20 protein-coding genes and 1 other RNA gene are annotated in these 22,471 nt (G+C 65.5%); 12 read left to right on the top strand and 9 right to left on the bottom strand.

The window, feature by feature from the left end:
- Positions 1 to 37: 37 nt before the first annotated feature.
- The 3 genes from EYW42_RS04000 to EYW42_RS04010 all read left to right on the top strand — a co-directional run bounded on the left by EYW42_RS04000 (position 38) and on the right by EYW42_RS04010 (position 4,413).
- Positions 38 to 751 carry a queuosine precursor transporter gene (locus tag EYW42_RS04000; RefSeq protein ID WP_135533950.1) on the top strand — a complete coding sequence of 238 codons (714 nt, stop codon included), beginning with the start codon at positions 38 to 40 and terminating at the stop codon, positions 749 to 751.
- Positions 752 to 829: 78 nt separating this feature from the next.
- Positions 830 to 1,099, top strand: a complete 270-nt coding sequence (locus EYW42_RS04005) for a hypothetical protein (RefSeq protein ID WP_135533951.1) — start codon at positions 830 to 832, stop codon at positions 1,097 to 1,099.
- A 242-nt stretch (positions 1,100 to 1,341) separates the two neighbouring features.
- Positions 1,342 to 4,413: an FAD-binding and (Fe-S)-binding domain-containing protein gene (locus tag EYW42_RS04010; RefSeq protein WP_135533952.1), complete on the top strand. Its 3,072-nt coding sequence runs from the start codon at positions 1,342 to 1,344 to the stop codon at positions 4,411 to 4,413.
- Between the two features lie 12 nt (positions 4,414 to 4,425).
- Here the strand turns inward: EYW42_RS04010 and EYW42_RS04015 are convergent, their stop codons facing one another.
- Complete coding sequence (locus EYW42_RS04015; RefSeq protein ID WP_135533953.1) at positions 4,426 to 5,199, bottom strand: NAD-dependent protein deacylase; 774 nt, start codon at positions 5,197 to 5,199, stop codon at positions 4,426 to 4,428.
- Positions 5,200 to 5,441: 242 nt separating this feature from the next.
- Here EYW42_RS04015 and EYW42_RS04020 point away from each other — a divergent pair, with 242 nt between their 5' ends.
- The 6 genes from EYW42_RS04020 to EYW42_RS04040 all read left to right on the top strand — a co-directional run bounded on the left by EYW42_RS04020 (position 5,442) and on the right by EYW42_RS04040 (position 8,761).
- Positions 5,442 to 6,191 carry a hypothetical protein gene (locus tag EYW42_RS04020; RefSeq protein WP_135533954.1) on the top strand — a complete coding sequence of 250 codons (750 nt, stop codon included), beginning with the start codon at positions 5,442 to 5,444 and terminating at the stop codon, positions 6,189 to 6,191.
- A 111-nt stretch (positions 6,192 to 6,302) separates the two neighbouring features.
- Positions 6,303 to 6,656 carry a hypothetical protein gene (locus tag EYW42_RS04025; protein ID WP_135533955.1) on the top strand — a complete coding sequence of 118 codons (354 nt, stop codon included), beginning with the start codon at positions 6,303 to 6,305 and terminating at the stop codon, positions 6,654 to 6,656.
- Positions 6,657 to 6,803: 147 nt separating this feature from the next.
- Entirely contained in the window at positions 6,804 to 7,055 is a 252-nt protein-coding gene (locus EYW42_RS04030; protein WP_135533956.1) for an MTH865 family protein, read from the top strand.
- A gap of 333 nt (positions 7,056 to 7,388) precedes the next feature.
- Positions 7,389 to 7,556 (top strand): hypothetical protein, encoded by a 168-nt coding sequence (locus tag EYW42_RS19405; RefSeq protein ID WP_161972905.1) that lies wholly within the window; start codon positions 7,389 to 7,391, stop codon positions 7,554 to 7,556.
- Between the two features lie 447 nt (positions 7,557 to 8,003).
- Positions 8,004 to 8,312, top strand: a complete 309-nt coding sequence (locus EYW42_RS04035; protein ID WP_135533957.1) for a hypothetical protein — start codon at positions 8,004 to 8,006, stop codon at positions 8,310 to 8,312.
- A 95-nt stretch (positions 8,313 to 8,407) separates the two neighbouring features.
- Positions 8,408 to 8,761, top strand: a complete 354-nt coding sequence (locus tag EYW42_RS04040) for a hypothetical protein (protein ID WP_135533958.1) — start codon at positions 8,408 to 8,410, stop codon at positions 8,759 to 8,761.
- Between the two features lie 70 nt (positions 8,762 to 8,831).
- Here EYW42_RS04040 and EYW42_RS04045 read toward each other — a convergent pair whose 3' ends face one another.
- The gene (locus tag EYW42_RS04045) at positions 8,832 to 10,391 is read right to left on the bottom strand and encodes a long-chain-fatty-acid--CoA ligase (RefSeq protein ID WP_135533959.1); all 1,560 of its coding nucleotides are present in this window, start codon (positions 10,389 to 10,391) and stop codon (positions 8,832 to 8,834) included.
- 275 nt (positions 10,392 to 10,666) lie between these two features.
- On the opposite strand from EYW42_RS04045, the gene EYW42_RS04050 reads away from it, so the two are divergent.
- A complete protein-coding gene (locus tag EYW42_RS04050; RefSeq protein ID WP_135533960.1) occupies positions 10,667 to 11,764 on the top strand; it encodes an aminopeptidase in 1,098 nt (365 codons plus the stop codon).
- A gap of 27 nt (positions 11,765 to 11,791) precedes the next feature.
- On the opposite strand, the gene EYW42_RS04055 is transcribed toward EYW42_RS04050, so the two are convergent.
- The 3 genes from EYW42_RS04055 to rnpB all read right to left on the bottom strand — a co-directional run bounded on the left by EYW42_RS04055 (position 11,792) and on the right by rnpB (position 14,087).
- Positions 11,792 to 12,568, bottom strand: a complete 777-nt coding sequence (locus EYW42_RS04055; RefSeq protein ID WP_135533961.1) for a YihY/virulence factor BrkB family protein — start codon at positions 12,566 to 12,568, stop codon at positions 11,792 to 11,794.
- A 114-nt stretch (positions 12,569 to 12,682) separates the two neighbouring features.
- Positions 12,683 to 13,663 carry a matrixin family metalloprotease gene (locus EYW42_RS04060; RefSeq protein ID WP_135533962.1) on the bottom strand — a complete coding sequence of 327 codons (981 nt, stop codon included), beginning with the start codon at positions 13,661 to 13,663 and terminating at the stop codon, positions 12,683 to 12,685.
- Between the two features lie 57 nt (positions 13,664 to 13,720).
- Positions 13,721 to 14,087: RNase P RNA component (rnpB, locus tag EYW42_RS04065), an RNA gene on the bottom strand.
- Positions 14,088 to 14,405: 318 nt separating this feature from the next.
- On the opposite strand from rnpB, the gene EYW42_RS04070 reads away from it, so the two are divergent.
- Positions 14,406 to 15,008 carry a TIGR00296 family protein gene (locus tag EYW42_RS04070; protein ID WP_135533963.1) on the top strand — a complete coding sequence of 201 codons (603 nt, stop codon included), beginning with the start codon at positions 14,406 to 14,408 and terminating at the stop codon, positions 15,006 to 15,008.
- Between the two features lie 72 nt (positions 15,009 to 15,080).
- On the opposite strand, the gene EYW42_RS04075 is transcribed toward EYW42_RS04070, so the two are convergent.
- The 3 genes from EYW42_RS04075 to EYW42_RS04085 all read right to left on the bottom strand — a co-directional run bounded on the left by EYW42_RS04075 (position 15,081) and on the right by EYW42_RS04085 (position 19,422).
- A complete protein-coding gene (locus tag EYW42_RS04075) occupies positions 15,081 to 16,229 on the bottom strand; it encodes a nicotinate phosphoribosyltransferase (RefSeq protein ID WP_135533964.1) in 1,149 nt (382 codons plus the stop codon).
- A gap of 74 nt (positions 16,230 to 16,303) precedes the next feature.
- Positions 16,304 to 17,614: an Hvo_1808 family surface protein gene (locus EYW42_RS04080; RefSeq protein WP_135533965.1), complete on the bottom strand. Its 1,311-nt coding sequence runs from the start codon at positions 17,612 to 17,614 to the stop codon at positions 16,304 to 16,306.
- A gap of 86 nt (positions 17,615 to 17,700) precedes the next feature.
- Positions 17,701 to 19,422, bottom strand: coding sequence for an Hvo_1808 family surface protein (locus EYW42_RS04085; RefSeq protein ID WP_135533966.1), 1,722 nt, complete (start codon positions 19,420 to 19,422; stop codon positions 17,701 to 17,703).
- Positions 19,423 to 19,519: 97 nt separating this feature from the next.
- Here EYW42_RS04085 and EYW42_RS04090 point away from each other — a divergent pair, with 97 nt between their 5' ends.
- Complete coding sequence (locus EYW42_RS04090) at positions 19,520 to 20,092, top strand: cysteine hydrolase family protein (protein ID WP_135533967.1); 573 nt, start codon at positions 19,520 to 19,522, stop codon at positions 20,090 to 20,092.
- A 4-nt stretch (positions 20,093 to 20,096) separates the two neighbouring features.
- Here the strand turns inward: EYW42_RS04090 and EYW42_RS20415 are convergent, their stop codons facing one another.
- The gene (locus EYW42_RS20415) at positions 20,097 to 22,409 is read right to left on the bottom strand and encodes a sensor histidine kinase (protein ID WP_135533968.1); all 2,313 of its coding nucleotides are present in this window, start codon (positions 22,407 to 22,409) and stop codon (positions 20,097 to 20,099) included.
- Positions 22,410 to 22,471: the final 62 nt, after the last annotated feature.

Below are 22,471 nucleotides of genomic sequence, written 5' to 3' on the forward strand. Positions count from 1 at the left end.
GGGAGACTGAAGGAAGCGTCGTGCATCGCCTCTCGGTATGAGTGATACGTACGGTCGCGGGCCGCCGGTCGGACAGGTCGGACTGATCGCCCTGTTCGTGACGGCGCTCGTGACGGCGCAGTTGACGGCGACGAAGATCCTCGCGTTCGAACTCCCGTTCTCGCTCCCGGTGACCGGCAGCACGCTGATACTGCCCGGTGCCGCGCTCGCGTACGCCGTGACCTTCCTCGCGAGCGACTGCTACGCGGAACTGTACGGCCGTCGCGCGGCGCAGGTGGTCGTCAACGTGGCGTTCGCGATGAACTTCGTCGTGTTGGCGCTCGTGTGGTCGACCATCGCCGCGCCGGCCGCCGGCAACGGCGTCGCACCGGACATCTTCGAGGCGGCACTCGGCGCGAGCACGAACGTCGTTCTCGGGAGCCTACTGGCGTACGTCGTCAGCCAGAACTGGGACGTGATCGTCTTCCACCGCCTCCGCGAGTACACGGACGGCGACGCGCTGTGGCTCCGCAACGTCGGATCGACGGCCACTAGTCAGGCGATCGATACGGTCATCTTCGTCACCGTCGCCTTCCTCGTCGCACCCGCGCTCCTCGGCCTCGGTCGGGCGCTTCCCCTGGCCGTCGTCGCGCAACTGATGGTCGGCCAGTACCTGCTGAAACTCGCTATCGCCGTCGCGGACACGCCCTTCGTGTACGCTATCGTCGGGGCCGTCCGCGAGTACGAGGGCGACGGCGTCGCGCCCGCCTAGCGCTCGGCGGATCACGGTTCCGGTCCGGTCAGTACACTGAGAACGACACTTTTGCCGCTTTCCGTGGGAGAGAAACGTATGGCCAGCACGCCAGCCGTCGACACTGTCGAAGAGGGCGACGATTACTACCACGTCCGGTTCCGCGACCCGGACGACTTCGACACGATCCGCACGCCGGACTGGGCGGACGAAGCGTCGGATTCGGTCTCCGAGGGGAGCGAGGTCCGAACCGGAAAGCGGGAAGACAGCGACGACTGGGAGGTCCAGAGCGTCCTGATCAAGAAACAGGCGGGCAAGGACACGGCCCGAGAGAAGGCGAAAGAAGTCGTCGAGAAGATCGAAAACTGAGCGGTTCGCGGCGTCGAGTACTCTTTTCGCCACGCACTGGCCGTGCTGTGGCCTATTCTCCGTCCTCGACGAACCCGCGGTGTACGTCGCCGCCGTTCTGGCCGGTGAGTGCGGGTCGCGTGTCGCGGGCGAACGGTAGCGGTCGCCCCGATCCGAACGCTCACAAGCGCCGCCGCGTAATGAGGGCGTATGCGATCGTACGGGACCCGAGTGGCGTGTTCGCGGCGTAGAGGTGGCCGCTCGTGACTGCGAGTCACAGCGACCCCCGAACGAGCACGGCCTATCCCGACGCGGACGACCGTGCGGACTACGACTACCAGGGCGGCGACGTCGACCGACCCGGCCTCGTCGACGACCTCGAATCGATAGTCGTCGGCGAAGTTCGCTTCGACGAGTACAGCCGTCAGCTGTACGCCACCGACGCGAGCGCTTACGAGGTCACGCCGATCGGCGTCGTCTACCCGGCCGCGCCCGACGACGTGGCCGCAGTCGTGGAGTACTGCGGCCTGCGAGAGATACCGGTCCTCCCCCGCGGTGGCGGCACCAGCCTCGCCGGACAGACCGTCAACGAGGCCGTCGTTCTGGATTTCACCCGCCACATGGACGCCGTCGTCGAGGTCGACCCGGACGACCGCCGGGCGCGGGTGCAACCGGGCGCGGTCCTCGCCGACCTGAACGCCGAACTCGAACCGCACGACCTGAAGTTCGCGCCTGACCCCGCGTGGGGCGACAAGAGCGCCGTCGGCGGTGCCGTCGGCAACAATTCGACCGGCGCGCACTCTCTGCAGTACGGCAAGACCGACGCCTACGTCGAGTCCTGCGAGGTCGTTCTCGCGGACGGTACCGTGACGACGTTCGGCGAGGTGAGCGTCGACGAACTTCGCGAACGCGCCGGCGACGACGGTATCGAAGCGCGTATCTACGCCGAAGTCGCCCGGATACTGGACGAGGAGTCCGACGAGATCGAGGCCCGGTACCCCGAACTCAAGCGCAACGTCTCCGGGTACAATCTGAACGCGCTGCTAGAGGCATCCGAGGACGGCACCGTCAACCTCGCTAAACTGCTCGCCGGCAGCGAGGGGACGCTGGCCGTCGTCACCGAGGTCGAGGTGTCGCTTGAGCCGATTCCGGAGACGAAATCGATGGCGTTGCTCTCCTACGGGAGCGTCGTCGACGCGATGGCAGACGTCGAACCGATCCTGGAACACGACCCCGCCGCCGTCGAACTGGTCGACGACGTACTGATCGACCTGGCGCGCGAAACGGCCGAGTTCGAGGACGTGGTCGCGATGCTGCCCGAGGGGACCGACTCCGTACTGCTCGTGGAGTTTTACGCAGAGAACGACGCCGAGGGGCGCGAGAGGGTAGCCGAACTCCTCTCCGACCGCGTACCGGGGAATGGCGTCGAGGGCGCGGTGACGGACGGTGCGCCGGCCGCCGAGAGTACCCCTGCCGTCGCCGCCCTCGAAGCCCACGACGCCGACCAGCGCGCGCTGTTCTGGAAGCTCCGAAAGTCCGGCCTCCCGATCCTGCTGTCGCGGACGACCGACGAGAAGCACGTCTCGTTCATCGAGGACTGCGCCGTCCCGCCGGAGCATCTGCCGGAGTACGTCGAGGAGTTTCGGGCAGTCCTCGAGGACCACGACACGTTCGCCAGTTTCTACGCCCACGCCGGCCCCGGCGTGCTCCACATCCGGCCGCTGATAAACACCAAATCCGAGATGGGGGCCGAGACGATGGAGGCCATCGCGGACGACGTGACGGACCTCGTCGTGGAGTACGGCGGCAGCGTCTCCGGCGAGCACGGCGACGGGCGCGCCCGGACGCAGTGGAACAGAAAGCTGTACGGCGAGGCGCTCTGGGAGACGTTCCGCGACCTCAAATCCGCGTTCGACCCGGACTGGATCCTGAATCCGGGCACCGTCTGCGGCGACCACGACATGACGGAAAACCTCCGCTACGACGCGGAGTACGAGTTCGACGCCGGCTTCGACCCCGACCTGAACTGGAACAACGACAACGGGTTTCAGGGGATGGCGGAGCTGTGTCACGGCTGCGGCGGCTGTCGGGGCGGACAGGACACCACCGGTGGCGTGATGTGTCCGACCTACCGCGCCGAGGACGAGGAGATACTGAGTACTCGCGGCCGGGCGAACATGCTCCGACAGGCGATGAGCGGCGGTCTCGGGGCGGCGAACGCCGCCGCGGAGCGGACAGGGAGGGCCGCTGATGAAGTGGAGAAAGCCCATCTCTCCGAGGAATTCCTCGACGAAGTGCTCGACCTCTGTATCGGCTGCAAGGGCTGTGCGAAAGACTGCCCGAGCGAGGTCGACATGGCGAAGTTGAAAGCCGAAGTCACGCATCAGCGCCACGAGCGAACGGGTGCGAGCCTCCGGGAGAAGTTGTTCGCCAACATCGACGCGCTCTCGGCGCTCGGAAGCGCCACCGCGCCCGTGTCGAACTGGCTCCCGAAACTGCCGGGTGCGCGCCTCCTGATGGAGAAGACAGTCGGTATCGCCCGCGAGCGGTCGCTACCGACGTTCCGCCGGGAAACGGTGCGGGACTGGTTCGAGGACCGCGGCGGGTCGACGGTCGCCGAAGGCGAGGCCGACCGACGGGCGATCCTCCTGCCGGACACGTACACGAACTACAGCTACCCCGAACGCGGCAAGGCGGCCGTCCGAGTGCTCGAAGCCGCGGACGTCCACGTCGAACTAGCAGAGAGCACCGACAGCGGCCGCCCCGCGCACTCGAAGGGGTTTCTCGATGCGTCCCGCGAGACGGCCCGCGAGAACGTCGCCGAACTCGTGCCGGCCGTCGAGACGGGATGGGACGTGGTCGTCGTCGAACCGTCCGACGCCGTCATGCTCCAGTCCGATTACCTCGACCTGAATTCGGGGAGAGACGCCGAGAAGGTCGCCGGGAACACCTACGGGGTCTGCGAATATCTCGACGCGTTCCGTCTGGACGAGCGTCTCGACGCGAACGCGAGCGGCGCGCTCACCTACCACGGTCACTGTCATCAGAAGGCGACGAAGAAAGACCACCACGCCGTCGCCGTCCTGCGCCGGGCGGGCTACGACGTCGACCCGCTGGATTCGACCTGTTGCGGCATGGCCGGGTCGTTCGGCTACGAGGCAGAACACTACTCGATGAGTCAGGCGATCGGGTCGATCCTCTTCGAGCAGGTCGCCGAGAGCGACGGAAACGAAGTCGTCGCCCCCGGCGCGTCCTGTCGGACGCAACTCGGGGACCGCCAGGGCGCTGAGTCGCCCGCGCATCCGATCGAGAAACTCGCCGCGGCGATGGACTGACCCGGACCGTTTCTATCTGATAGCACCGCCGTCGTCGCTATCTCCGTCGATAGCGTCCCGTATTGCCGGCAGAACGTCGGTCACGTCGCCTCTGAAGACGTAGTCCGCGCGGTTCGCTGCGGACGTCGGTTCGTCGTTGACGACCGCAAGCGTCGCGCCGCGTTCCGCCGCCCGCCGCGGCATACTGGCCGACGGTTCGACCGTCAGCGACGTGCCCGCGACGACCATCACGTCGCACCGCCTCGCGTGCATCTGCGCCGCCGACAGCGCCGTCTCCGGCAGGCGCTCGCCGAAGAGGACGGTGTCGGGTTTGAAGATACCGCCGCAGTCACATCGCGGCGGCGTTTCGCCGTCGCGGACGCGCGCTATCACCTCGTTCGCGTCGACCGTCGCGTCGCAGTTCCGACAGACGGCGCGGTCGCCGTTGCCGTGGAGTTCGACGACGCGGCCCGACCCCGCACGCTGGTGGAGGCCGTCGACGTTCTGCGTGACGACGGCGTCGAGATCACCCCGGGCTTCGAGGTCTGCAAGCGACTCGTGGGCGGCGTTCGGGTCGGCGTCGCCGGCTAACTCCGCGTGCAGGTCTACCCAGTCCGTCCAGAACGGACCGGGATTGGCGCGAAATCGCTGGACGTGGAAGTCGTTCTCGTCGTAGCGTTCCCAGAGACCGCCGTCGCCGCGGAAATCCGGGATGCCGGACGCGGTGCTGACGCCGGCCCCTGTCAGCGCCACCGCGTGGTCGGCCCCGACGAGGGCGCGAGCGACCGAGACGATATCGTCGTCCATACGACACTGTACTCCCTCCCCGTCGAAAAGCCCCGCGCCGCTGGGCGCGACCCGCCGGTAGTTCCGTATCCTACGAGCCTAGTTCTGTATTCTATCATATATCCAGATGTCAAATATTAATATATTTATTATAATAAAAAATTTAATATTAACTTACTTCAAATATGTAATCGCATATGTCGGATAATCCAACACAAGGTTCAGACCGAGCCGAGACGAGAAGTTACGACCGACGAAAAGTCATGAAAGGCGGTGTCGCTATCGGGGCGGCAGCGGCCGTTCCCGGCATGGCCTCGGCGAGTGACTCGGGCGGTACAGCGCCGCCCGACACGTCCGACTCCGACGGTGTAGAGACGGAGGTCATCGCAGAAGGGGAAAACTACAAACTGTACAGAACGGACGCCGGGGACAGAGTGTCGCTGGGGAAGTTCTACACTGGTGGACCGAAGGAGGGGAAACTCGAACACGTCAATCTCAACGAGTCAAACGCCGTCGAAGTAAGCACGAACGAGGAAGTGACGATCAGTCAGGCGACCGCCCTCGAAACGGTAGAAAGCAGTAGCATCGAGATCGTCGAACGGTCCAAAAACGTCAATCGAGAGCTTGACAGTTGCTCTCAAGATTACTGTGACGGGTTCACCTACACGCACGTCCAGACCGGGTTCAGTGTGGAGTTCACGGACGCGACCGACGCCCTGGGGAAGAATGCGGTCGCCGAGGCGGTGAGTATCCTGGCGGATATTTATCTCAAAACCAAATGGGCACGATGGGTGAGCGGTCTCGCTGGCATCGTCGCCGGCACGCTGTTGTCGATAGCCACTGGCGCTAAATACACCGTGTCACCCTGGGACCAGGACAAGGGATGGGTGTTTACGAACCCGGTCGTAGAACTCGGTGTCTCGAATGGGTGGGATACACATGCGAACAATCTGACGAACATTCAGGACAACGAGCGCGCGCATATCGGGAGCTTAGACGGCCGCTGTGGATAGCTGAGCCCACAGTTCTCGACACCCTTCGGCCCGGTATCAGTCAATATGTGACTTTTTCACTAATTTCGGCGTAACAAAAAACCTATTCGAACGGACCAGCAAGTCCACGACATGCGCCGCTTGACGCGGTATGCGCTAGCACTTGTCATTTCCGGGGCGATCACTATCTTCGCCGCCACGCTTACCGATTCCGCACTTCTCCTTGCAGGGATCGGTCAGGTGTACGCCGTCGGGAGCGCAGTCGTCCTCCGCCCGGATATTCGCCGGTTGGCGAGCGCGTCCGGCGGAACTCCGAGCACCGTTTTCGTTGCAGTGACAGTGTTCGGAGTCCTCTCGATCGCAGAGGGCCTCTCGTCCGATTACCATTTCGGGGCGGCGATCCTCGCGGGCGGATTAGCGTACTTCGGTCTGGTCTGTGGCATCTGGACGATTAGCGACGGGGAGACGGGCGCCGGAGCGACGTGAACGAGACGTTACGGACTGGGTTCCGTAGACGCAGGTCTGTCAGCGCGCCACGGGAACACGTCACGGCTTTCTCATCGCGGAGCGAGACGGCTATCAGTCGAGGAAACTACACCAAAATTTAATATTTATGCCCAACAAGGGTTGGCCATGGCAGACGAGACCGAGATCCGACAGCAGATGATAGACGCCTTCGAGGGCGCAGACTACCCCATCTCCAGTCCGATGGACCTCGTTCCCGCACTCCCGAACGGTCCGGGGACGAAGTTCGAATCCGGCGATTTCTCCATGACGGCCATGGAACTGAACACGAAGATCCCCGGCGGCGACTTCCCGTACGAGTCGGCCGAGGCGTTCGTGGACGACATCATGGAGAATCTGAAGGACGAGGACTATCTGTAGAGCGGGCACGAGCGAGGCGACTCACGCCGGTCCGTCCCTGTTAGCGTGAGACGCATCCGGCGACGTTGCCATTTGCGGTCCGTCCCGGACAGAGAGCGTGGCGGCGCGCGCCAGTTGCCGGCGACGTGTACCGGCGTTCGCGGCCGCCCGGTAACGACCGTGACGAGAGGGATCACTCACTGTTAGTAATCCGCAGAGAGTCGATCATGTGTTCCGATTATAATACTTGGTTGTGATCCCCTCACACACCGGCGATAGTTTTAATTTACCAACCGTTCACAGGGGTACATACGTCATCAGCCCGGTTCTCCGGGCGAAGACGGGTGAGATCACATGATCATCGCACTTCCATCCCGGACCGTCGCTCGCAAGACGAGCGATGAGTCCGTTCCCGCCGGGTATGCCTTCTCGGCCGTCGCCGGCAACGGCGGCGAGGCGGGCCGTGATGGGTGCGCAACCGTGACTCACCCACGTGCTCGGTCCGAAACCCTCGCCGCGTAAAGGCGTCGCCGAGGGGCGGACCGTTTCTCCGGGGCTCTACGTCTCCGCGGAGGGGTCTGTCCCTGACGGACGTCGGGGCCGAGCACGGTTCTCCGACTCTCCGTCACTTTCGGCGATTCCACACTGTCAGCGCCCCCGTTTCCGCGGGTCCGCCGCCACGGCCCGGCGGATCCCCGATAGCTACGTCCGACAGTGTACCGGCGAGCGCCGGGCACCCGATGATGGCTACGGTCGTGGGCCGTCCGCGACCCTGCCCGTGCCCCGCTGACGCTCCCGAGCGGCTGTCGCCCGTTCCGCGGCGACGCTCGTTGCGGGCGCTCCGGCACCTGGTAGAGGCGTCACTGCCCTCCGACCGACAGCATCCGCCCACCCCTGCCGCGGCGCGTCGCCGCGGTCCCGGACCGTCGCTCCGCGCGACGGGCGCGTTCGATTCGCGCCAGGGGCCTCATGCAAGCACAGAGAACTCCCACGGTGACCGCCACCGCCGAACTCGAACTGCGAGTACCCCGCGACGGCGAACGGCTGGAGCGAGACGCCGAGACCGTCCTCGAACGGGTCGACGGCGTCGTTCGCGCCGACGTGGAGGGTCTGACCGGTGTCACTCCGACGCTGAACGACCTCCAGGTCGGCGTCGCCGTCCGCCTGCGGTTCGACCCGGACGGCTCGACCGCGACCGACGCCGCGGGCCTCCGCGAGACGCTCGCCGACGGGTTCGGCGTTGACGAGGTGTCGACCGTCGAGGTCGAAACCGCCTGATCGTCGGGGAGACGCCGGCACGACCGCCGACACACCGCTCGCGGAGTCCCCGACCCACGACGCATCGCTCGATAACCGCTTTCGGATACGGACCAATGTTAGAGAAACTAGTCCACGCAGTCGTCGGGTATCGCTCCCGACGCGACGACGAATCGTTTGCAAATCACGCGAACGCGGCGGCCGCAACCGCCGTCGGCCGCGTAGCACCGGCCGCGCGCCGCGCACTGGGCCTGGCCGACGCCGCCCTCGCCGCGGCGCTGGTCGCCGCGCTGTTGGTCGGCGCTGCCGCCACCGCGTTCGCCGTGGCGGTCGCAGTCGCCGTCCTCCCCGACTACCCCGCCGGCCTCGCTGTCGTGCTCGCGCTCGGCGGCGCGAACGTCTTCGTCGGCCTGCCGCTGCTCGCCGTCAGGGCCGCGGAGGTCGTCGGTGACCAGTCACTGGACCGGTGAGTCGGTCCCTTCGCCGGTTCCGGCTGTGACTCGGTCCCCGTACGCGGGCGTGTTCGGCGGCCCGTAGCGTTCACTCTTCTTCGCGGAGTTCGAACTTCTGGACCTTTCCGGTGGTCGTCCGCGGGAGTTCGTCGACGAACTCGACCTCACGGGGGTGTTTGTACTCGGCCATTCTATCGAGACAGTACTGCTTGATCTCGTCCTCAGTCACGTCGGCGTCCGGCGTCGGGACGACGAACGCCTTGACCGTCTCGCCGCGGCGCTCGTCGGGGATACCGACGACGGCGGCGTCGGCGACCGCGTCGTGTTCGAACAGTAGTTCCTCTACCTCCCGCGGATAGACGTTGTAGCCGCCGCTGACGATGACGTGTTTCTCGCGGTCGACGATGTAATAGTAGCCGTCCTCGTCGTGATACGCCACGTCGCCGGTGTGGAACCAGCGGTGGCCGTCTCGCTCGGTAAACGCCGCCTCGTTCGCCTCCGGGAGACCCGAATACCCCTTCATCACGTTCGGGCCGTCGACGACCAGTTCGCCGGTGATGTCGTCGAGGTCCACCGCCGCCTCGTCGACGGGACCTTTTTCGACGGGGGCCACTGTCTCGAACTCCTCCGTGACGACCTTCGCGTCGACGTCGGGTAACGTCTTGCCGATGCTGCCGACGCGACGACCGGCCTCGGGGGTGTTGAAGTGTGTGACCGGACTCGTCTCGGTGAGACCGTACCCCTCGTATATCGTCGCGTCGAACAGTTCCTCGAAGCGACGGAGCACTTCGACGGGGATGCCGGCACCGCCGACACCGCAGAGGCGGAGCGACGAGAGGTCGAACGACTCGGCATCGGGCTGGTTGACGAGGTCGTTGTACATCGCCGGCACGCCGTGCATCAGCGTCAGGTCGGCCGACTGGATCAGGCCAACGGCCTGCTGGGCGTCCCACTCCGGAAGCGGATAGTACGCGCCGCCGCCGAACAGCGTCGCGTTCATCACGACCGTCATCCCGTAGATGTGAAACAGCGGGAGGACGCCGAGTTGCCTGTCGTCGGGACCGATCCCCCCCGGGACGAGCCCGGCGGCCATCTCGGCGTTCGATTCGAGGTTTCGGTGAGTCAACTGGACGCCCTTCGGACGACCGGTCGTTCCGCTCGTGTACGGCTGTACCGCGATGTCGTCGCCATCGCGGTCGACGATGTCGTGCGGTTCCTCGGCGAGGAACGACTCGAACTTCGTTCCTGCGTCTGCGTCCCCGCCGACAGTTACGACGTGTTCCACGTCGGTATCGTCACGCACCTCCTCGACGAACGGTACGAGGTCTGCGAGCGCGACGACCACCTCGGCACCGCTGTCGTCCAGCAGGTGTCGTATCTCTCTGGACTTGTACTGCGGGTTCATCGGCACGACGACGCCGCCGGCGCGAAGCGTCCCGTGGAACGCGGTGACGAACTGCGGCAGGTTCGGTAGGTAGACGGCCACGCTGTCGCCAGGACCGATCCCGCAGTCGGCCAGCGCCTGGGCGAACTGGCCCGTTCGTTGCCAGAGCGCGCCGTAGCTAACGTCGCTCCCGTCGAAGTGGACGGCCGTTCCCTCCGGGCGGTCGGCGGCCACTTCGCCGACGTTCTTGACAAGGTTTGCCATAGTCTATCGGTACCGTACGTCTCGGTAGTATAAAACGTTCCGCTCGTTTCGAGTTTCCTCGTCTGACGGACGACCGCTGACTTCCGCGGACGTACTCGACAGGGCCTCTCGGACCGCTGAGGGGTGCGACGGCTCGACGAACGGGAAGTGCGGGAACGTCGCTATCTAACTCGCGAAGGAACCGGAGACGACCTGATCGGGGTGGTGGTCGAGGAGCGGTCGTTCTCTCACCATGGATCCGCGGATCCTTTTGTCCCGCTGTGCGATGGACTGGTATGGACGACAGAGTGTCAGAGCACGCCGAGGTGCTCGTCGACTGGAGCGCACAGATCGAGGAGGGAGACGACGTCGTGGTCAACGTCGGACCGGACGCCCACGAACTGGCAGTCGCCGTCGCGGAGAAACTCGGCGAGCGAGGCGCGAATCTCGTGACGCTGTACAGTTCCGGCGAGGTGATGCGGGCGTACCTCCGCGCCCACGACGACGAGTTCGACGAGAACCCCGACCACGAACTCGAACTCCTCCGAAACGCCGACGCCGTCCTCTCGCTCGGCGGCGGGCGAAACACCGCCGGCACCGCTGACGTGCCGAGCGAGCGACGGCAGGCGAACCGGAAGGCGAAGGAGGGCGTCCGCGAGGCGTACATGGACTCCGACTGGGTGTCGACGGCCCACCCCACGCGGTCGCTGGCCCAGCAGGCGGGGATGGCGTTCGAGGAGTACCGGGACTTCGTCTACGACGCCGTGCTCCGCGACTGGGAGGAACTGGCCGACGAGATGGCGAAGATGAAGGAGGTCCTCGACGACGGGAGCGAGGTCCGTCTGGTCAAAGAAGACACCGACCTCACGATGTCTATCGAGGGACGCACCGCCGTCAACAGCGCTGCCTCGGTCGCGTACGACTCCCACAACCTTCCGAGCGGCGAGGTGTTCACCGCGCCGTACGAGACGGAGGGCGAGGTGCTGTTCGACGTGCCGATGACGCTCCGCGGAACCGCGGTCCGCGACGTGCGCCTCGCGTTCGAGGACGGCGAGGTCGTCGACTACGCCGCCGCGCAGGGCGAGGACGTAGTCGGCGACATCGTCGAGGCGGACGAGGGGTCGCGCCGTCTCGGCGAACTCGGCATCGGGATGAACCGCGGCATCGACCGCGTCACCGACAACATCCTGTTCGACGAGAAGATGGGCGACACCGTCCATCTGGCTCTCGGCCGCGCCTACGACAGCAACCTTCCCGAGGGCGAGTCCGGCAACGAAAGCGCCGTCCACACCGACATGATCACCGACATGAGCGAGGAGTCGCGGCTGGAGGTCGACGGCGAGGTCGTCCAGCGCAACGGCACCTTCAGATGGGAAGACGAGTTCGAGGAGTAGCCCCGCGCGAACGGAGCACGGGAGAGGCTACGCCGCCTTCGTTTTCGGTCCCCGCCGGACGGCGTTGACCGCCGCGCCGATCAGAACGACGATAGCGGCGAAGTACAGCCACGTGACGAAAAGCAGCACGGCCCCGATGACGCCGTAGGCCTGATAGCGCCCGGCGTTGGCCGCGTAGATCCGGAACCCGACCTGCAGGAGGACCCAGCCGACGGCGGCGACGACCGTCCCCGGGAGAACCTCTCGCAGCGACACGTCTACGGGCGGGAGGACGTAGTAGATGGGCAGAAGCGCGACCACGAGTACGAGTATCAGGACCAGCGTCCCGACGACATTGATAAACGGGATCTGCAGGTTCAGTAAGGAAAATGCGACACCGACGCCGATCACGAGTCCGACGGCGAGCGCGATACCGACGACCACTACGAGCGCGTCGCGGACCTGTTCGGGGAGCGAAGCTTCCATATCGTCCTCGTACAGTTCGTCGAACGCCTGGTCGAGCCCCCGGAACAGTTTCAGGGCGCTCCAGGTCAGCGCGACGAACCCGACGATACCGGCGGCACCTCGACCGGTCGTGTTCGTCAGCGTGTTCGTGATGATATCTTGCCCCGACGACGAAAGCTGTTGGCTGAGCATGTTGACGACGCGGTCAGCCAATGCCTGTCCTCCGACGAACGATGCGACCGCTATCGCCAACAGCATCAGCGGGATCAGCGAAACGAACGCGTAATAGGCGATCCCCGCCGCGAGGAACGTCAGGTTTCGGTCGCTGGCGAGGCCGATGACGGAGCGTGCAGTCGACACGGGCGATGTACAACGCCCAGAGGGTCGTTCGTTGGGTTTACTGTTGGTGTGATCACGAGAACACAGTCGCTACGTCGAACTGGCGAGTAGCACCGGAACAGTGTCACAAACAGCCTATCGCCACCACTCGCTCCAGCGGTCCTCCGCGTCAGCGTCGCGGAACGGCTGCGCCCAGTCATATTCCGACGTGTGACCGAACCCGTAACCGAGCCAGTAGCCGACGTGCCAGCCAACGGCGGCAGTGTCTACTCCGGCGACGGTGATCTCCAGGCTGTCGTACCGTTCGGCCGCACCGTCGCCGTCGGGGTCGACACCGGAACGGGACGCACAGGAGCCCACGTCGCCCTGACAGGGGAGTGTCTCGACGTAGGTGATCACGACGTCCGCAGCGGACCGATTCTCGACGATGCGGAAGGAAACGTTCTCCGGCACGGTCCCGTCAGCGCTGTCCCCGTAGTAGTCGAGCGCGTGCCGCACCTGATCCTGCGCACCGGACGGGTTCGAGGCGTTCGAGACATCGACAGCGACGGAGAGGGACTCGTTTTGCCACGGGAGCGCCCGCTCGGTAGCGTTCGGTTGCGGTTCCGTCGTGAGGTCCGTACTGTGGGCCATTATCGACTGCGGATCGTCGTCGTGAGAGAGCCCCAGCACGTGTCCGAACTCGTGTTTCGTCACGATCACGGTCGATTCGTCCGAGAGGTTCGCCTCCACCTCGACGGCGACGGGCGGGTCGACTCGGCTGTCGGACGAGAGTCGCGGCGCACACCCGGCGGCGTCGTCGACGTCGCCGCATTCGTCGACATCGTCGACGAACGTGACGACGACATCCGGGTCCGTGGCGTTCGGGTCGAGAACGAACGCCGCCTCGTACGCGGCGTACTGTCCACCCTCGCCCTCCCAGTACGAAAGCGCCTCGCGCACCAGCGGCCGGTACTCCCGGTCGCCCCCGCCGCTGTCGATGGCAACGACTAGCTCGTCGTCGTCCCACGGCGACCCGGACCCGGTCATCGGGTCGGCCGCGTCGCTCACGTCGTCGAGGCCGACGCTACATCCAGCGACGACGACCAGTAGCGCAACGAGGCAGGCGCGACGCATCGAAACCACGTAGACGACTCTCCGTTATGAACGTTGTCTCCGTGAGATATGAATGCTGGCAGAGAGGAGTAAGCCCCCTTCTGTTTCGACCCTGCATTCGGCTGAGCGTCCGTACCTGTGTCCGGACTACCTGTCGTACGGACTTGCACCAGTGAGGATTCGCCGTTCCATCGGTCCTCCGCCGTCGGGGAAACACCTCCCCTCGTTCGTCAGCGGCTACTGCCGCTTCGGAGACTGCAGTCGCAATGCGACCGCGTATCCCTCGGTGGGTCAACTCCCGTTCCTTTCGGTCGGGTTCGCGCACCTCATCGGTTCGGCGGAGACGTGTCGTTTCTGTTCCAGTGCCAGCGGTCTCCCGCTCCGGACTTGCGTCCGGTCACCTGCCCGGACGGTGGGGGGACTTTCCTCGCGGGCGCGAACCGCCCCGAAGGGCGGCCCGCGTTGAGCACTCGGGTCGTTGCCGACCCGGGCGTCGCGGCGGCCGGGCTCTCTCTACCACTGAAATATAGCCCCGTCCCGCGTTTAAGTTGTTCGGTTAGTTGGATCGTAACGCCCTTCGAATCCGCTGGTAAGCGCGTCCTACAACCGGTAGCAGCCTCCTTCGATTCAGCGTAACTGGGGCAATGACCGACAGTACCGGTGCAGCGTAGAGAAGCGTTTCAGGCCGCAAAAAGTCCAAATTATGTGAGTTCGTACCATTGGAAGGGAAGGGTTGAAGGGTATCAACGCCCTTGAACTGTGTATGTCACAAGTACAGAGCGTCGATCTATCGTACGAAGACGGCGCGCGAGCGGTCGAACTGGCGCGAGAAGCCGTCGAATCGTACGTCCGTAACGGACAACGCGAGCACCCGGGAAGCATGCGAGACGCGTTTTACGCTCGCACCGGCGCGTTCATCCGTCTGGAGTCGACGCGGGGGAGGGGAAGTCTCCGGGGCTGTTCCGGCGGCTATCAAGGGGACGACCAACTCGGCCACGTCATCGTCGACTCGTCTATCCGCGCCGCGAGCGACGATTCGTGCGGCTCGGAAGTGACGCCGGCAGAGCTGTCGAATCTCACAGTCTCCGTCTGTGCGGTCTGTAACGTCGTCCTGACCGACGACCCGGTCGCAGACATGGAGCTAGGAACCCACGGCGTCGCAGTCGACGCCGGCGGCGACAGCGGCTGGCTCTACCCCACCGTCCCCGTCGAGAACAACTGGTCGGAGAGCGAATATCTCGCCCGCGTCTGCCGCAAGGCCGATCTCCGTCCGAACGCCTGGCAGGACGAAGACATCGTCGTGACGCTGTTCGAGGGCCAGATCTTCCGCGAGCGCGAGCCGGAAGGAAGCATCGAGGAGCTGTAAGACGAGCTTTTTTGGCCGAGCGGTTTGCTCTGCTTACTCGCGAGTGCATTCCTCGCCGACGGTATGGTTCCGCTACTCGAACCCGACTTTCGCGGCGTCCGCCACCGTCTGCGCCGCCGCCTCGTCGATGTCGAACTCGCGGACGATCTCACCGTCCCGGACGAGCGGTTTCAGGAGTTTCTCGCCGTCGTCGGGGCCGTCGCGGTCCGCGAGTCCGACGTGATGGCCGCCGTCCGGGGTCCGGTAGACCTCTTTCACGCCGGAGAGTTTGCCGCGTTTGGCGATAGGTTCGCCGTCGATCTCGATGATGTCGAGGCCGAAATCCAGGGGGTCGGCGTCGGTGACGTAACTGCCGACGCCGAACCCGTCGGCCACGTCGCGGAGGTTTCGAAGTTCGACGGGTGTCAGACCGCCGGAGAGGAATATCCCCACGTCGTCGTAGCCGCGCGCGTCCAGTTCCCAGCGCACCTCGCGGACGATGTGTCGGAAGTCGCCGCGACGCGAGCCGGTCGTATCGAGACGCACGCTATCTAGGGCGTCGCCGAGCGTCTCCGCCGCGCGGAGCGTCTCGTCTTTCTCGTCGGTGAACGTGTCACAGAGCGCGACCCGGGGCACGTCCTCGCCGACGGCCTCGTCGAACGCGGCCCACGCCGCTTCCTGGTTTCCGCGGCCGAAACAGAGTAGCAGGGCGTGGGGCATCGTCCCGCCGGCCTCCCGTCCCAGCACCTGCCCGGCCGCGACGTGTGAAAAGCCGTCGAGACCGGCGAGGAGCCCGGCGCGCTCGACGACGGGCGTGATCGTCGGATGGACGTGACGCGCGCCGAACGAGAGAACCAGGGACTCCGGCGCGGCCTGTCGCGCCCGGAGCGCCTTGGTCGTGAAGGCGCTGGCCTGCGAGAGAAAGCCGAGAAGCGAGGTCTCGAAGCGCGCGAACTCCAGATAGTTCCCCTCGATCCGGAGGACCGGACCGCCGTCGAACAGGCGTCCCTCGGTCAGCGCGTCTACGTCGACGTCGTTCCCCTCGAAGAGATGCGCGACATCTTTCACGCCGGCGAAGGCCTCGAACTCGCCGGTCGGGAACTGGTCCGCCGTCACCTCGGCGACCACGCGGGGGTTCCGGCCCGCGTGTTCGAGCGTCCGTTCCGTCCGCTCGAAGTAGGCGTCCGTCGCAGTGCCGTCGAGGATGTCGTCGGACGACACCGTGTCGAACGGGTTCGTCATACTGGGTTTTTCCCGTCGATATCGAAAAAGGCACCCATTGCGTCTCAGAGGCAGCGCCTGACCGTAAACACCGCTCAGGAGCGGGGCTCATGGACGCTTTCGAGCGCCTCGACCGTCGGCGCGTTCACTATTCGGACGGTCCGACCGTCCCGGACGACCTGGAACGCGTCGCCGAACGAGTCGCTCTCGGGGATCCGGTAAGTGTCCGCACTGACGCGTTCGGCACCGCGTTCGTCGAGCAGTTCCACGTACGCCTCGTGGAACTCGCGGGCGTCCGCGTCCGTGTCCCACCGCGTCCCGAACACGTAGCCGAACGAATCGCCGCTCCGATACGGTACGAGCGTGTCGCCCGCCCAGCCGTCCGTGATCGGATGAGAGTAGTTGTACCGCCGCTCGTCGGAGTAGAGGTGGTCTTCAGGGACGATATCGTTGTGCCAGAAAGTAGCGTACAGCGTCGCTTCGCCGACGGTTTCGGTCCCGTCACCGAACCGCTCCCACTCGGCCGACGAGCGGTCGGGAACCGTCACGTTCGCGGGCGACTCGTCGGGATAGCGTTCCGGATGGATGATCTGCTCTGAGCTTTCGGGGAAATCGTCGTACGCGTCGTCGACCGAGTCCCAGCCGCCGCGGTCGCGCAGTTGCCCGACGAACTCGGGGCCGTCGGAGTAGGGGAAGAAGACGACGAGGAAGAGCCCGCGGTTGTACGACCGCTCGGTGCTCGCCCGGCCGCTGCCGGCGCAGTCCCACTCCGAACCGCAGCGCCCCTCGTACCGGTCCATCACGTAGTTCGCGTCCCCTTCGACGAGGCCGTTCGCGGCGATGCCGGCGTCGTGCGTGCTCGTCGGCGTTCCGAGACTGAGTTGCTGGGCCTGCAGGGCGTGGGTGAGTTCGTGGACCAGCGTCGGCCGGTCCACCGACACCTCGTCGGGGTCGTCCGCGACGAGGACGATGCTGTCGTCGACGTAGTAGCCGACGACGCTTCCCCCGTACACCTCGCCGAACGCGTCGTCGGCGTCGGTGTTCTCGCCGACGAGGAACGTCGCCTCCCACACCTGGTCGTCCCACTCTGTGTACCCCCGGCCGATGCCGCCGCGTTCGCGGAACCGGTCGCGGGAGATCACCTCGACCGACACCGAGCGGTCGTACTCCAGGTTGCGGATGCGTTCGATCCGCGCCATCGCGCGAGAGGTCACCGCTCGACGCTCCGTCCGGTCCATCCCGTCGCTCGCGTCGACGGAAACGTTGTCGTCGTACCAGTACCCGCCCTCCCATCCGGTCGGGTCCTCGTCGTATCCCGGCGGTGTGTCGGGGACATCGCTTCCGGGCGGTGCTACACAGCCGGCGACGACGAGGAGACAGACGACGGCGAGGGCCGGGAATCGCATCGTGACTAGGGAGTACTCCGGCGAAATAAAAGGTGGTTTTTCGGACCGGTCGCAAAGAACCGTCTCTGGCCGGAGAGAGCCGCCCGTTACGTCCGGCGGCGGGCGAGCAGTGTCGACGCGAGGAGTGCGGCGAGAGCCGCGCCCACGCCGAATCCGGGCGTTCCGTCGGTGTCGGAGTCGTCTTCCTCCTCCGTGGCGTCGCTGTCCATCTCGTTGGACCCGTCGCCGTCGGCGTTGTTCGAACCGTTCGTAGTTGTTTCGTCGTCGGAACCGCCAGCGTCGAGGTCGGATTCGCTCACGTCGGGGGCCTCCGCGTCGACGCCGTTCAGTTCGTCGAGCGTCGGCGCGTTGACGATGACGACTCGGTCGCCGCGCTGTTCGACGTAGAACGCGTCGCCGAACTCCTCGTCGTCGGGGACGCGGTAGACGCCGTCGTAGCCGTCGACGGCCTGGGCACCGTGGTAGTCGAGGAGGCGCTCGTACCCTTCGACGAACTCCTCGGCGTCCTGCTCGGAGTCCCAGACGGACGCCCAGACGTACCCCGTCTCGTTCGTCTCGGTGGAGTCGTCAGTGACGTACGGAACGAGGCGGTCACCGTCCCAGCCCTCGGTGTACGGGTGGCTGAAGTTCAGCGGGTCGAGGGAGGCGACCTGTCCGCCCTCCACGTTAATGAACTCACGTTGAGATATCAGGTAGTCGTTCGGGGTGGAGTCGTAGGCGGGGTAGACGAACATCGACATCATTCCAGCCTCGCCGAACGACGCGTAATCGATCCCGTCTTCGATTTCGGGGACGCGCCACTCGTCGCCGCTGCGGTCCTCGACGGTCACTTGTGTCGGTTCGTCGTCCATGTACCGTTCGGGGTGGATCACCTGCTCCGTACTCTGGGGCGTCGCGTCGTACATCGCGTTGACGCTCTCCCAGTCACCCGTCTGATAGTGGTGCTGGACGAAGGACGCACCGTCGCTGTACGGCTGATACGAGACGAGGTAGAGCCCGAAGTTGGCCAGTTCACCGCCACCGGACCCCTCGCGCTGTTCGAGGCAGTCCCACTCCTCGCCGCAACGCTGTTCGTAGCGGTACTCGACGTAACTCGCGTCGCCCTCGATGAGGCCGTTGTTGGCGTTGCTCCCGTCGGTCGTGTTCGCGCGGATCGACGAGAGGTTGAACTGCTGGTCCTGGATGGCGTGAACCAGTTCGTGGCCCAGCGTCAGTTCGCCCTCCAGTCGCGGGGAGGTCTGGTTCTCGGAGACGATGACCATGCGGTCCTCTTCCGGGCTGTAGAACCCGAGGACGCTCGACCCGAAGTTCGACTGCTGCACCGACAGCGCGTCAGTGGTCTCGTTGACCATCATCGTCGCCTCCCACTTCACGTTCTGGTGGAGGCGCTCGTTCTCGGTGGTGTTGCCGAACCGTTCGGCGTTGATCTCGCGGTACTCCTCCCGGGAGATGACCTCGATCGGCACGGTGTCCTCGAACTCCAGGTCGCGCACCTCCTCGACGCGGGCCATCGACCGCGCAACGACCGCGTCGAGTTCGCTCTCGTTCAGACCGTTGCTTCGGTCGAGTTCGAGGCTCTCGTTGTGCCAGTATCCGTTCTCCCACCCCACGACATCCTCGTCAGGGTCGTCGGGAGCGCTGTCGTCGTCCTGTACCGTCGATGCTGTCGCCGGTGCGGGCGGGGCGGACTGGGCGGCCGGGGCGGCGTCGGCGGTCGGTCCGTCAGCGGGCGCTGCCGCCGCCGCTACGGGGACCACGCCCGACAGGACGACCATTGCCGCGATCACTAGAGCAGATGTCGTTCGCATGCGATACGAACGGTTCGGCCGGAACTGTAAAAAGAGGTGGGAAGAACGGCCCGACACTGACACAACAGTTTTGCGGCGCACGTCTGTACGAACGAGTATGAACGTCGATACAGACTCCACGGCGGTCATCGTCGTCGACATGCAGAACGGCTTCGCGCACCCGGACGGGAGCCTGTACGCGCCGGCAAGCGAGGAGGTCATCGAACCGATCTCCGGGCTGGTCGGGCGTGCGCGGGAAGCGGGTGCCGAAATCGTGTTCACCCGCGACGTTCACCCGCCGGAGCAGTTCGACGGCAACCACTACTACGACGAGTTCGAGCGCTGGGGCGAACACGTCGTCGAGGGGTCGTGGGAGACGGAGATCGTCGAGGAACTCGCGCCCGAGGCGGACGACCACGTCGTCGAGAAACACACTTACGACGCCTTCCACGGGACGGAACTCGACGGCTGGCTGTCCGCCCGCGGCATCGACGACCTCGTGATCTGCGGCACCCTGGCGAACGTCTGCGTGCTTCACACAGCCGGAAGCGCCGGACTACGGGATTATCGACCGATCCTCGTCGAGGACGCCGTCGGGTTCATCGAGGAGGACCACCGCGCGTACGCGCTGGACCACGCCGGATGGCTGTTCGGCGAGGTCGAACCGCGCGAGGCGGTCGGGTTCGACTGAGCGGTCACTCGACACCGACTATCTCGAACCGGGCCCCTTGCTCGGCGGACTCGTCGACCCGCACCGACCAGCCGTGGGCCTCGGCTATCTCGTGGACGATCGCCAGGCCGAACCCGGTTCCGTCGTCAGAGGTAGTGAACCCTTGTTCGAGGACCTTCTCCCGGTTTTCGGGACGGATCCCCCGCCCGGTATCGCTGACGTAGAAGCCGTGTTCGAACGTTCCGACAGTAACCGAAAGCGGCGAGTCCGTCGCGGCCTCGTCGTCCGAGTTGTCGTCTCCGGAAGGGGACCGACCGGCGGGCGGCGAAACCCCCGTTTCGGCTGCGTCTCGCGGGGGTTTCGAGTCGAAGTCAGCCGAAGCACCCCCGACTGCGTCAGCAGAACACGAAGCGTTCGGGTCGCCTGACGAACCGTATTCCCCGGAGTCGCCGGACTGTGTCCAGTTGTTAGTCGAGCCGTGCTCGATACTGTTCCGGAACAGGTTCTCGAACAGTTGCAACAGACGGGGGCGGTCGGCTCGGATGACCGCGTCGGTCCGAACGTCGAGGCACGCGTCGCCCGTGTCGACGTTCTTCCAGGCTTCAGCGGCCAGATCGGACAGCGACACCGGCGACGGGTCGGTGACGACGCGACCGTTCCGAGCGAGTTCGAGGAGTTCGTCGGTCAGTCGATCCATCCTGTCGATCGCTGACTCCACCCGGTCTAGCGCCCCCACATCACCCTCCTCACGGGCCTTCTCCAGATACCCGTCAGCGACGGTGAGCGGGTTCCGGAGGTCGTGACTGACGACGCTCGCGAACTCGTCCAGTTGCTCGTTCTGTCGCGCCAGTTCGTGCTCGCGCTCCCGGAGCTCCGACTCGCGTTCGGCGCGCGTCAGCGCGGCCGCCGCGTTGGCTGAAAGCAGGGACGTGAGCCGGACGAGCGTCTCGTCGTGCTCGAACGGGGTAGTCGCCGCGGCACTGAGCGTTCCACGGTCGCCCAAGGGGAACACAGCGACCCCCCGAAACGGCGTCGACTCGTCGTGGAGTACGTCTTTCCCCCGGACGTCTCGGTACACGAGCGGTTCGCTGGTTTCGAACACCGTCCCCTGTAATCCCTCACCGACATCGAAGGCGGGCACCGGGTCGTAGAGGTCCACGACCGCGTCGGTGTGAGCGATCGGGCGTAGCTCGCCGTTTTCTTCCAGATGAACTGCGGCGTGTTCCAGGTCGAGGACATCGCGGACAGCCCTGACGGTCCGCTCGGCGACGGCGTCCGGCGTCTCGGCGCGCATCAGGTCGCGACTGGCGGCCTGGATCGCCTCCAGGGATCGCTCCCGCTCGCGGCGCAAGGTTACGTCTCGAAGGACGATGACGGCTCCCTGCTGGTCGCCGAGCGGCGTCACCCGGGGTTCGAAGTACCACCTGTCTCCGTCACCGTCGTATACCACCTCGTCTGTCATCGTACTCGCGACGATATCGACGGAGTCCGATACCTCGGGGAACGACTCGGAGAACTTGCGACCGAGCGGGTCGGGAACGGCGGACAGGTCCCGAGCGGTCGGATTGACGTCGACGACGTGTCCGTTACCGTCGACGGCGACCATCGGGTCGTCCATTCGGTCGACGACCGCCGAGCGGGCAACCGGCGAGAGGTCGAACAGTCGGTAGTCGTACAGCGCCCAGAACACCACGAACCCGTTGATCACGAAGCCGAACGGGGTCATATCGAGATGCGGAACCGGCGACGCGCCGACGTGGTACGCCGCGTTTGTGAGCGCGGGCACTACGGCCGCCCCGAGAACGAGCAGCGACTGCTTCCGGTAGAGGCCCGTCGACTGGACGGCGATGCCCGCGATCAGGATCATGCCGGCCGTGACGAGGAGATAGCTGACGGCGACGCTCACCCACCAACCGGTAGCGAACTGGACGACGAGAAGACGGAACGGCCCCTCCACGACCAGTGAGGGCTCCGACCAGAATAGTTCGTGGACGGGGTTAGTGAACGAGAGCGCGGCCGTGAGAGCCGCTGGAGCAGTGACGACGGTGACCGCGCGAAGGGACACCCACTCGCCGTAGTCAGCGTACTCCAGGGTAAACAGCGCCCACAGCGCTGGGACGAACGCGATAACGGCCGAGCGCCAGCGGAACCAGGGAAGCGCCGACGACGCATCGGTCGCAGTGAGTTCGACGGCAAACCCGAAAAGCCAGAGCGCGTTCACCGCCATCATCGCGGCGAAGAAACGCCCTCCCGGATGCTCGCGCCGACGCCAGGCGAGCGCGGCGAGACTACTCGCTAACACCCCGGCCACGAGTGTCCCTGCAAGCAGAGCCGTCATCGGAAGCGAGTACACGATCAGCAACGTGGGAAAAGCATGACCCGCCCCCGTATATCGATGGC

This window comes from Halostella pelagica (assembly GCF_004762015.1).
Lineage (GTDB): Archaea > Halobacteriota > Halobacteria > Halobacteriales > Natronoarchaeaceae > Halostella > Halostella pelagica.

What these genes read in the sequence shown, in the direction of transcription:
- EYW42_RS04005 (WP_135533951.1), top strand. Translation starts at nt 830, where the DNA reads ATGGCCAGCACGCCAGCCGTCGACACTGTCGAAGAGGGCGACGATTAC.
- EYW42_RS04025 (WP_135533955.1), top strand. Translation starts at nt 6,303, where the DNA reads ATGCGCCGCTTGACGCGGTATGCGCTAGCACTTGTCATTTCCGGGGCG.
- EYW42_RS04000 (WP_135533950.1), top strand. Translation starts at nt 38, where the DNA reads ATGAGTGATACGTACGGTCGCGGGCCGCCGGTCGGACAGGTCGGACTG.
- EYW42_RS04060 (WP_135533962.1), bottom strand. Translation starts at nt 13,663, where the DNA reads ATGCGTCGCGCCTGCCTCGTTGCGCTACTGGTCGTCGTCGCTGGATGT.
- EYW42_RS04045 (WP_135533959.1), bottom strand. Translation starts at nt 10,391, where the DNA reads ATGGCAAACCTTGTCAAGAACGTCGGCGAAGTGGCCGCCGACCGCCCG.
- EYW42_RS04035 (WP_135533957.1), top strand. Translation starts at nt 8,004, where the DNA reads ATGCAAGCACAGAGAACTCCCACGGTGACCGCCACCGCCGAACTCGAA.
- EYW42_RS20415 (WP_135533968.1), bottom strand. Translation starts at nt 22,409, where the DNA reads ATGACGGCTCTGCTTGCAGGGACACTCGTGGCCGGGGTGTTAGCGAGT.
- EYW42_RS19405 (WP_161972905.1), top strand. Translation starts at nt 7,389, where the DNA reads ATGATCATCGCACTTCCATCCCGGACCGTCGCTCGCAAGACGAGCGAT.
- EYW42_RS04075 (WP_135533964.1), bottom strand. Translation starts at nt 16,229, where the DNA reads ATGACGAACCCGTTCGACACGGTGTCGTCCGACGACATCCTCGACGGC.
- EYW42_RS04040 (WP_135533958.1), top strand. Translation starts at nt 8,408, where the DNA reads ATGTTAGAGAAACTAGTCCACGCAGTCGTCGGGTATCGCTCCCGACGC.
- EYW42_RS04030 (WP_135533956.1), top strand. Translation starts at nt 6,804, where the DNA reads ATGGCAGACGAGACCGAGATCCGACAGCAGATGATAGACGCCTTCGAG.
- EYW42_RS04015 (WP_135533953.1), bottom strand. Translation starts at nt 5,199, where the DNA reads ATGGACGACGATATCGTCTCGGTCGCTCGCGCCCTCGTCGGGGCCGAC.
- EYW42_RS04070 (WP_135533963.1), top strand. Translation starts at nt 14,406, where the DNA reads ATGTCACAAGTACAGAGCGTCGATCTATCGTACGAAGACGGCGCGCGA.
- EYW42_RS04050 (WP_135533960.1), top strand. Translation starts at nt 10,667, where the DNA reads ATGGACGACAGAGTGTCAGAGCACGCCGAGGTGCTCGTCGACTGGAGC.
- EYW42_RS04080 (WP_135533965.1), bottom strand. Translation starts at nt 17,614, where the DNA reads ATGCGATTCCCGGCCCTCGCCGTCGTCTGTCTCCTCGTCGTCGCCGGC.
- EYW42_RS04090 (WP_135533967.1), top strand. Translation starts at nt 19,520, where the DNA reads ATGAACGTCGATACAGACTCCACGGCGGTCATCGTCGTCGACATGCAG.
- EYW42_RS04085 (WP_135533966.1), bottom strand. Translation starts at nt 19,422, where the DNA reads ATGCGAACGACATCTGCTCTAGTGATCGCGGCAATGGTCGTCCTGTCG.
- EYW42_RS04020 (WP_135533954.1), top strand. Translation starts at nt 5,442, where the DNA reads ATGAAAGGCGGTGTCGCTATCGGGGCGGCAGCGGCCGTTCCCGGCATG.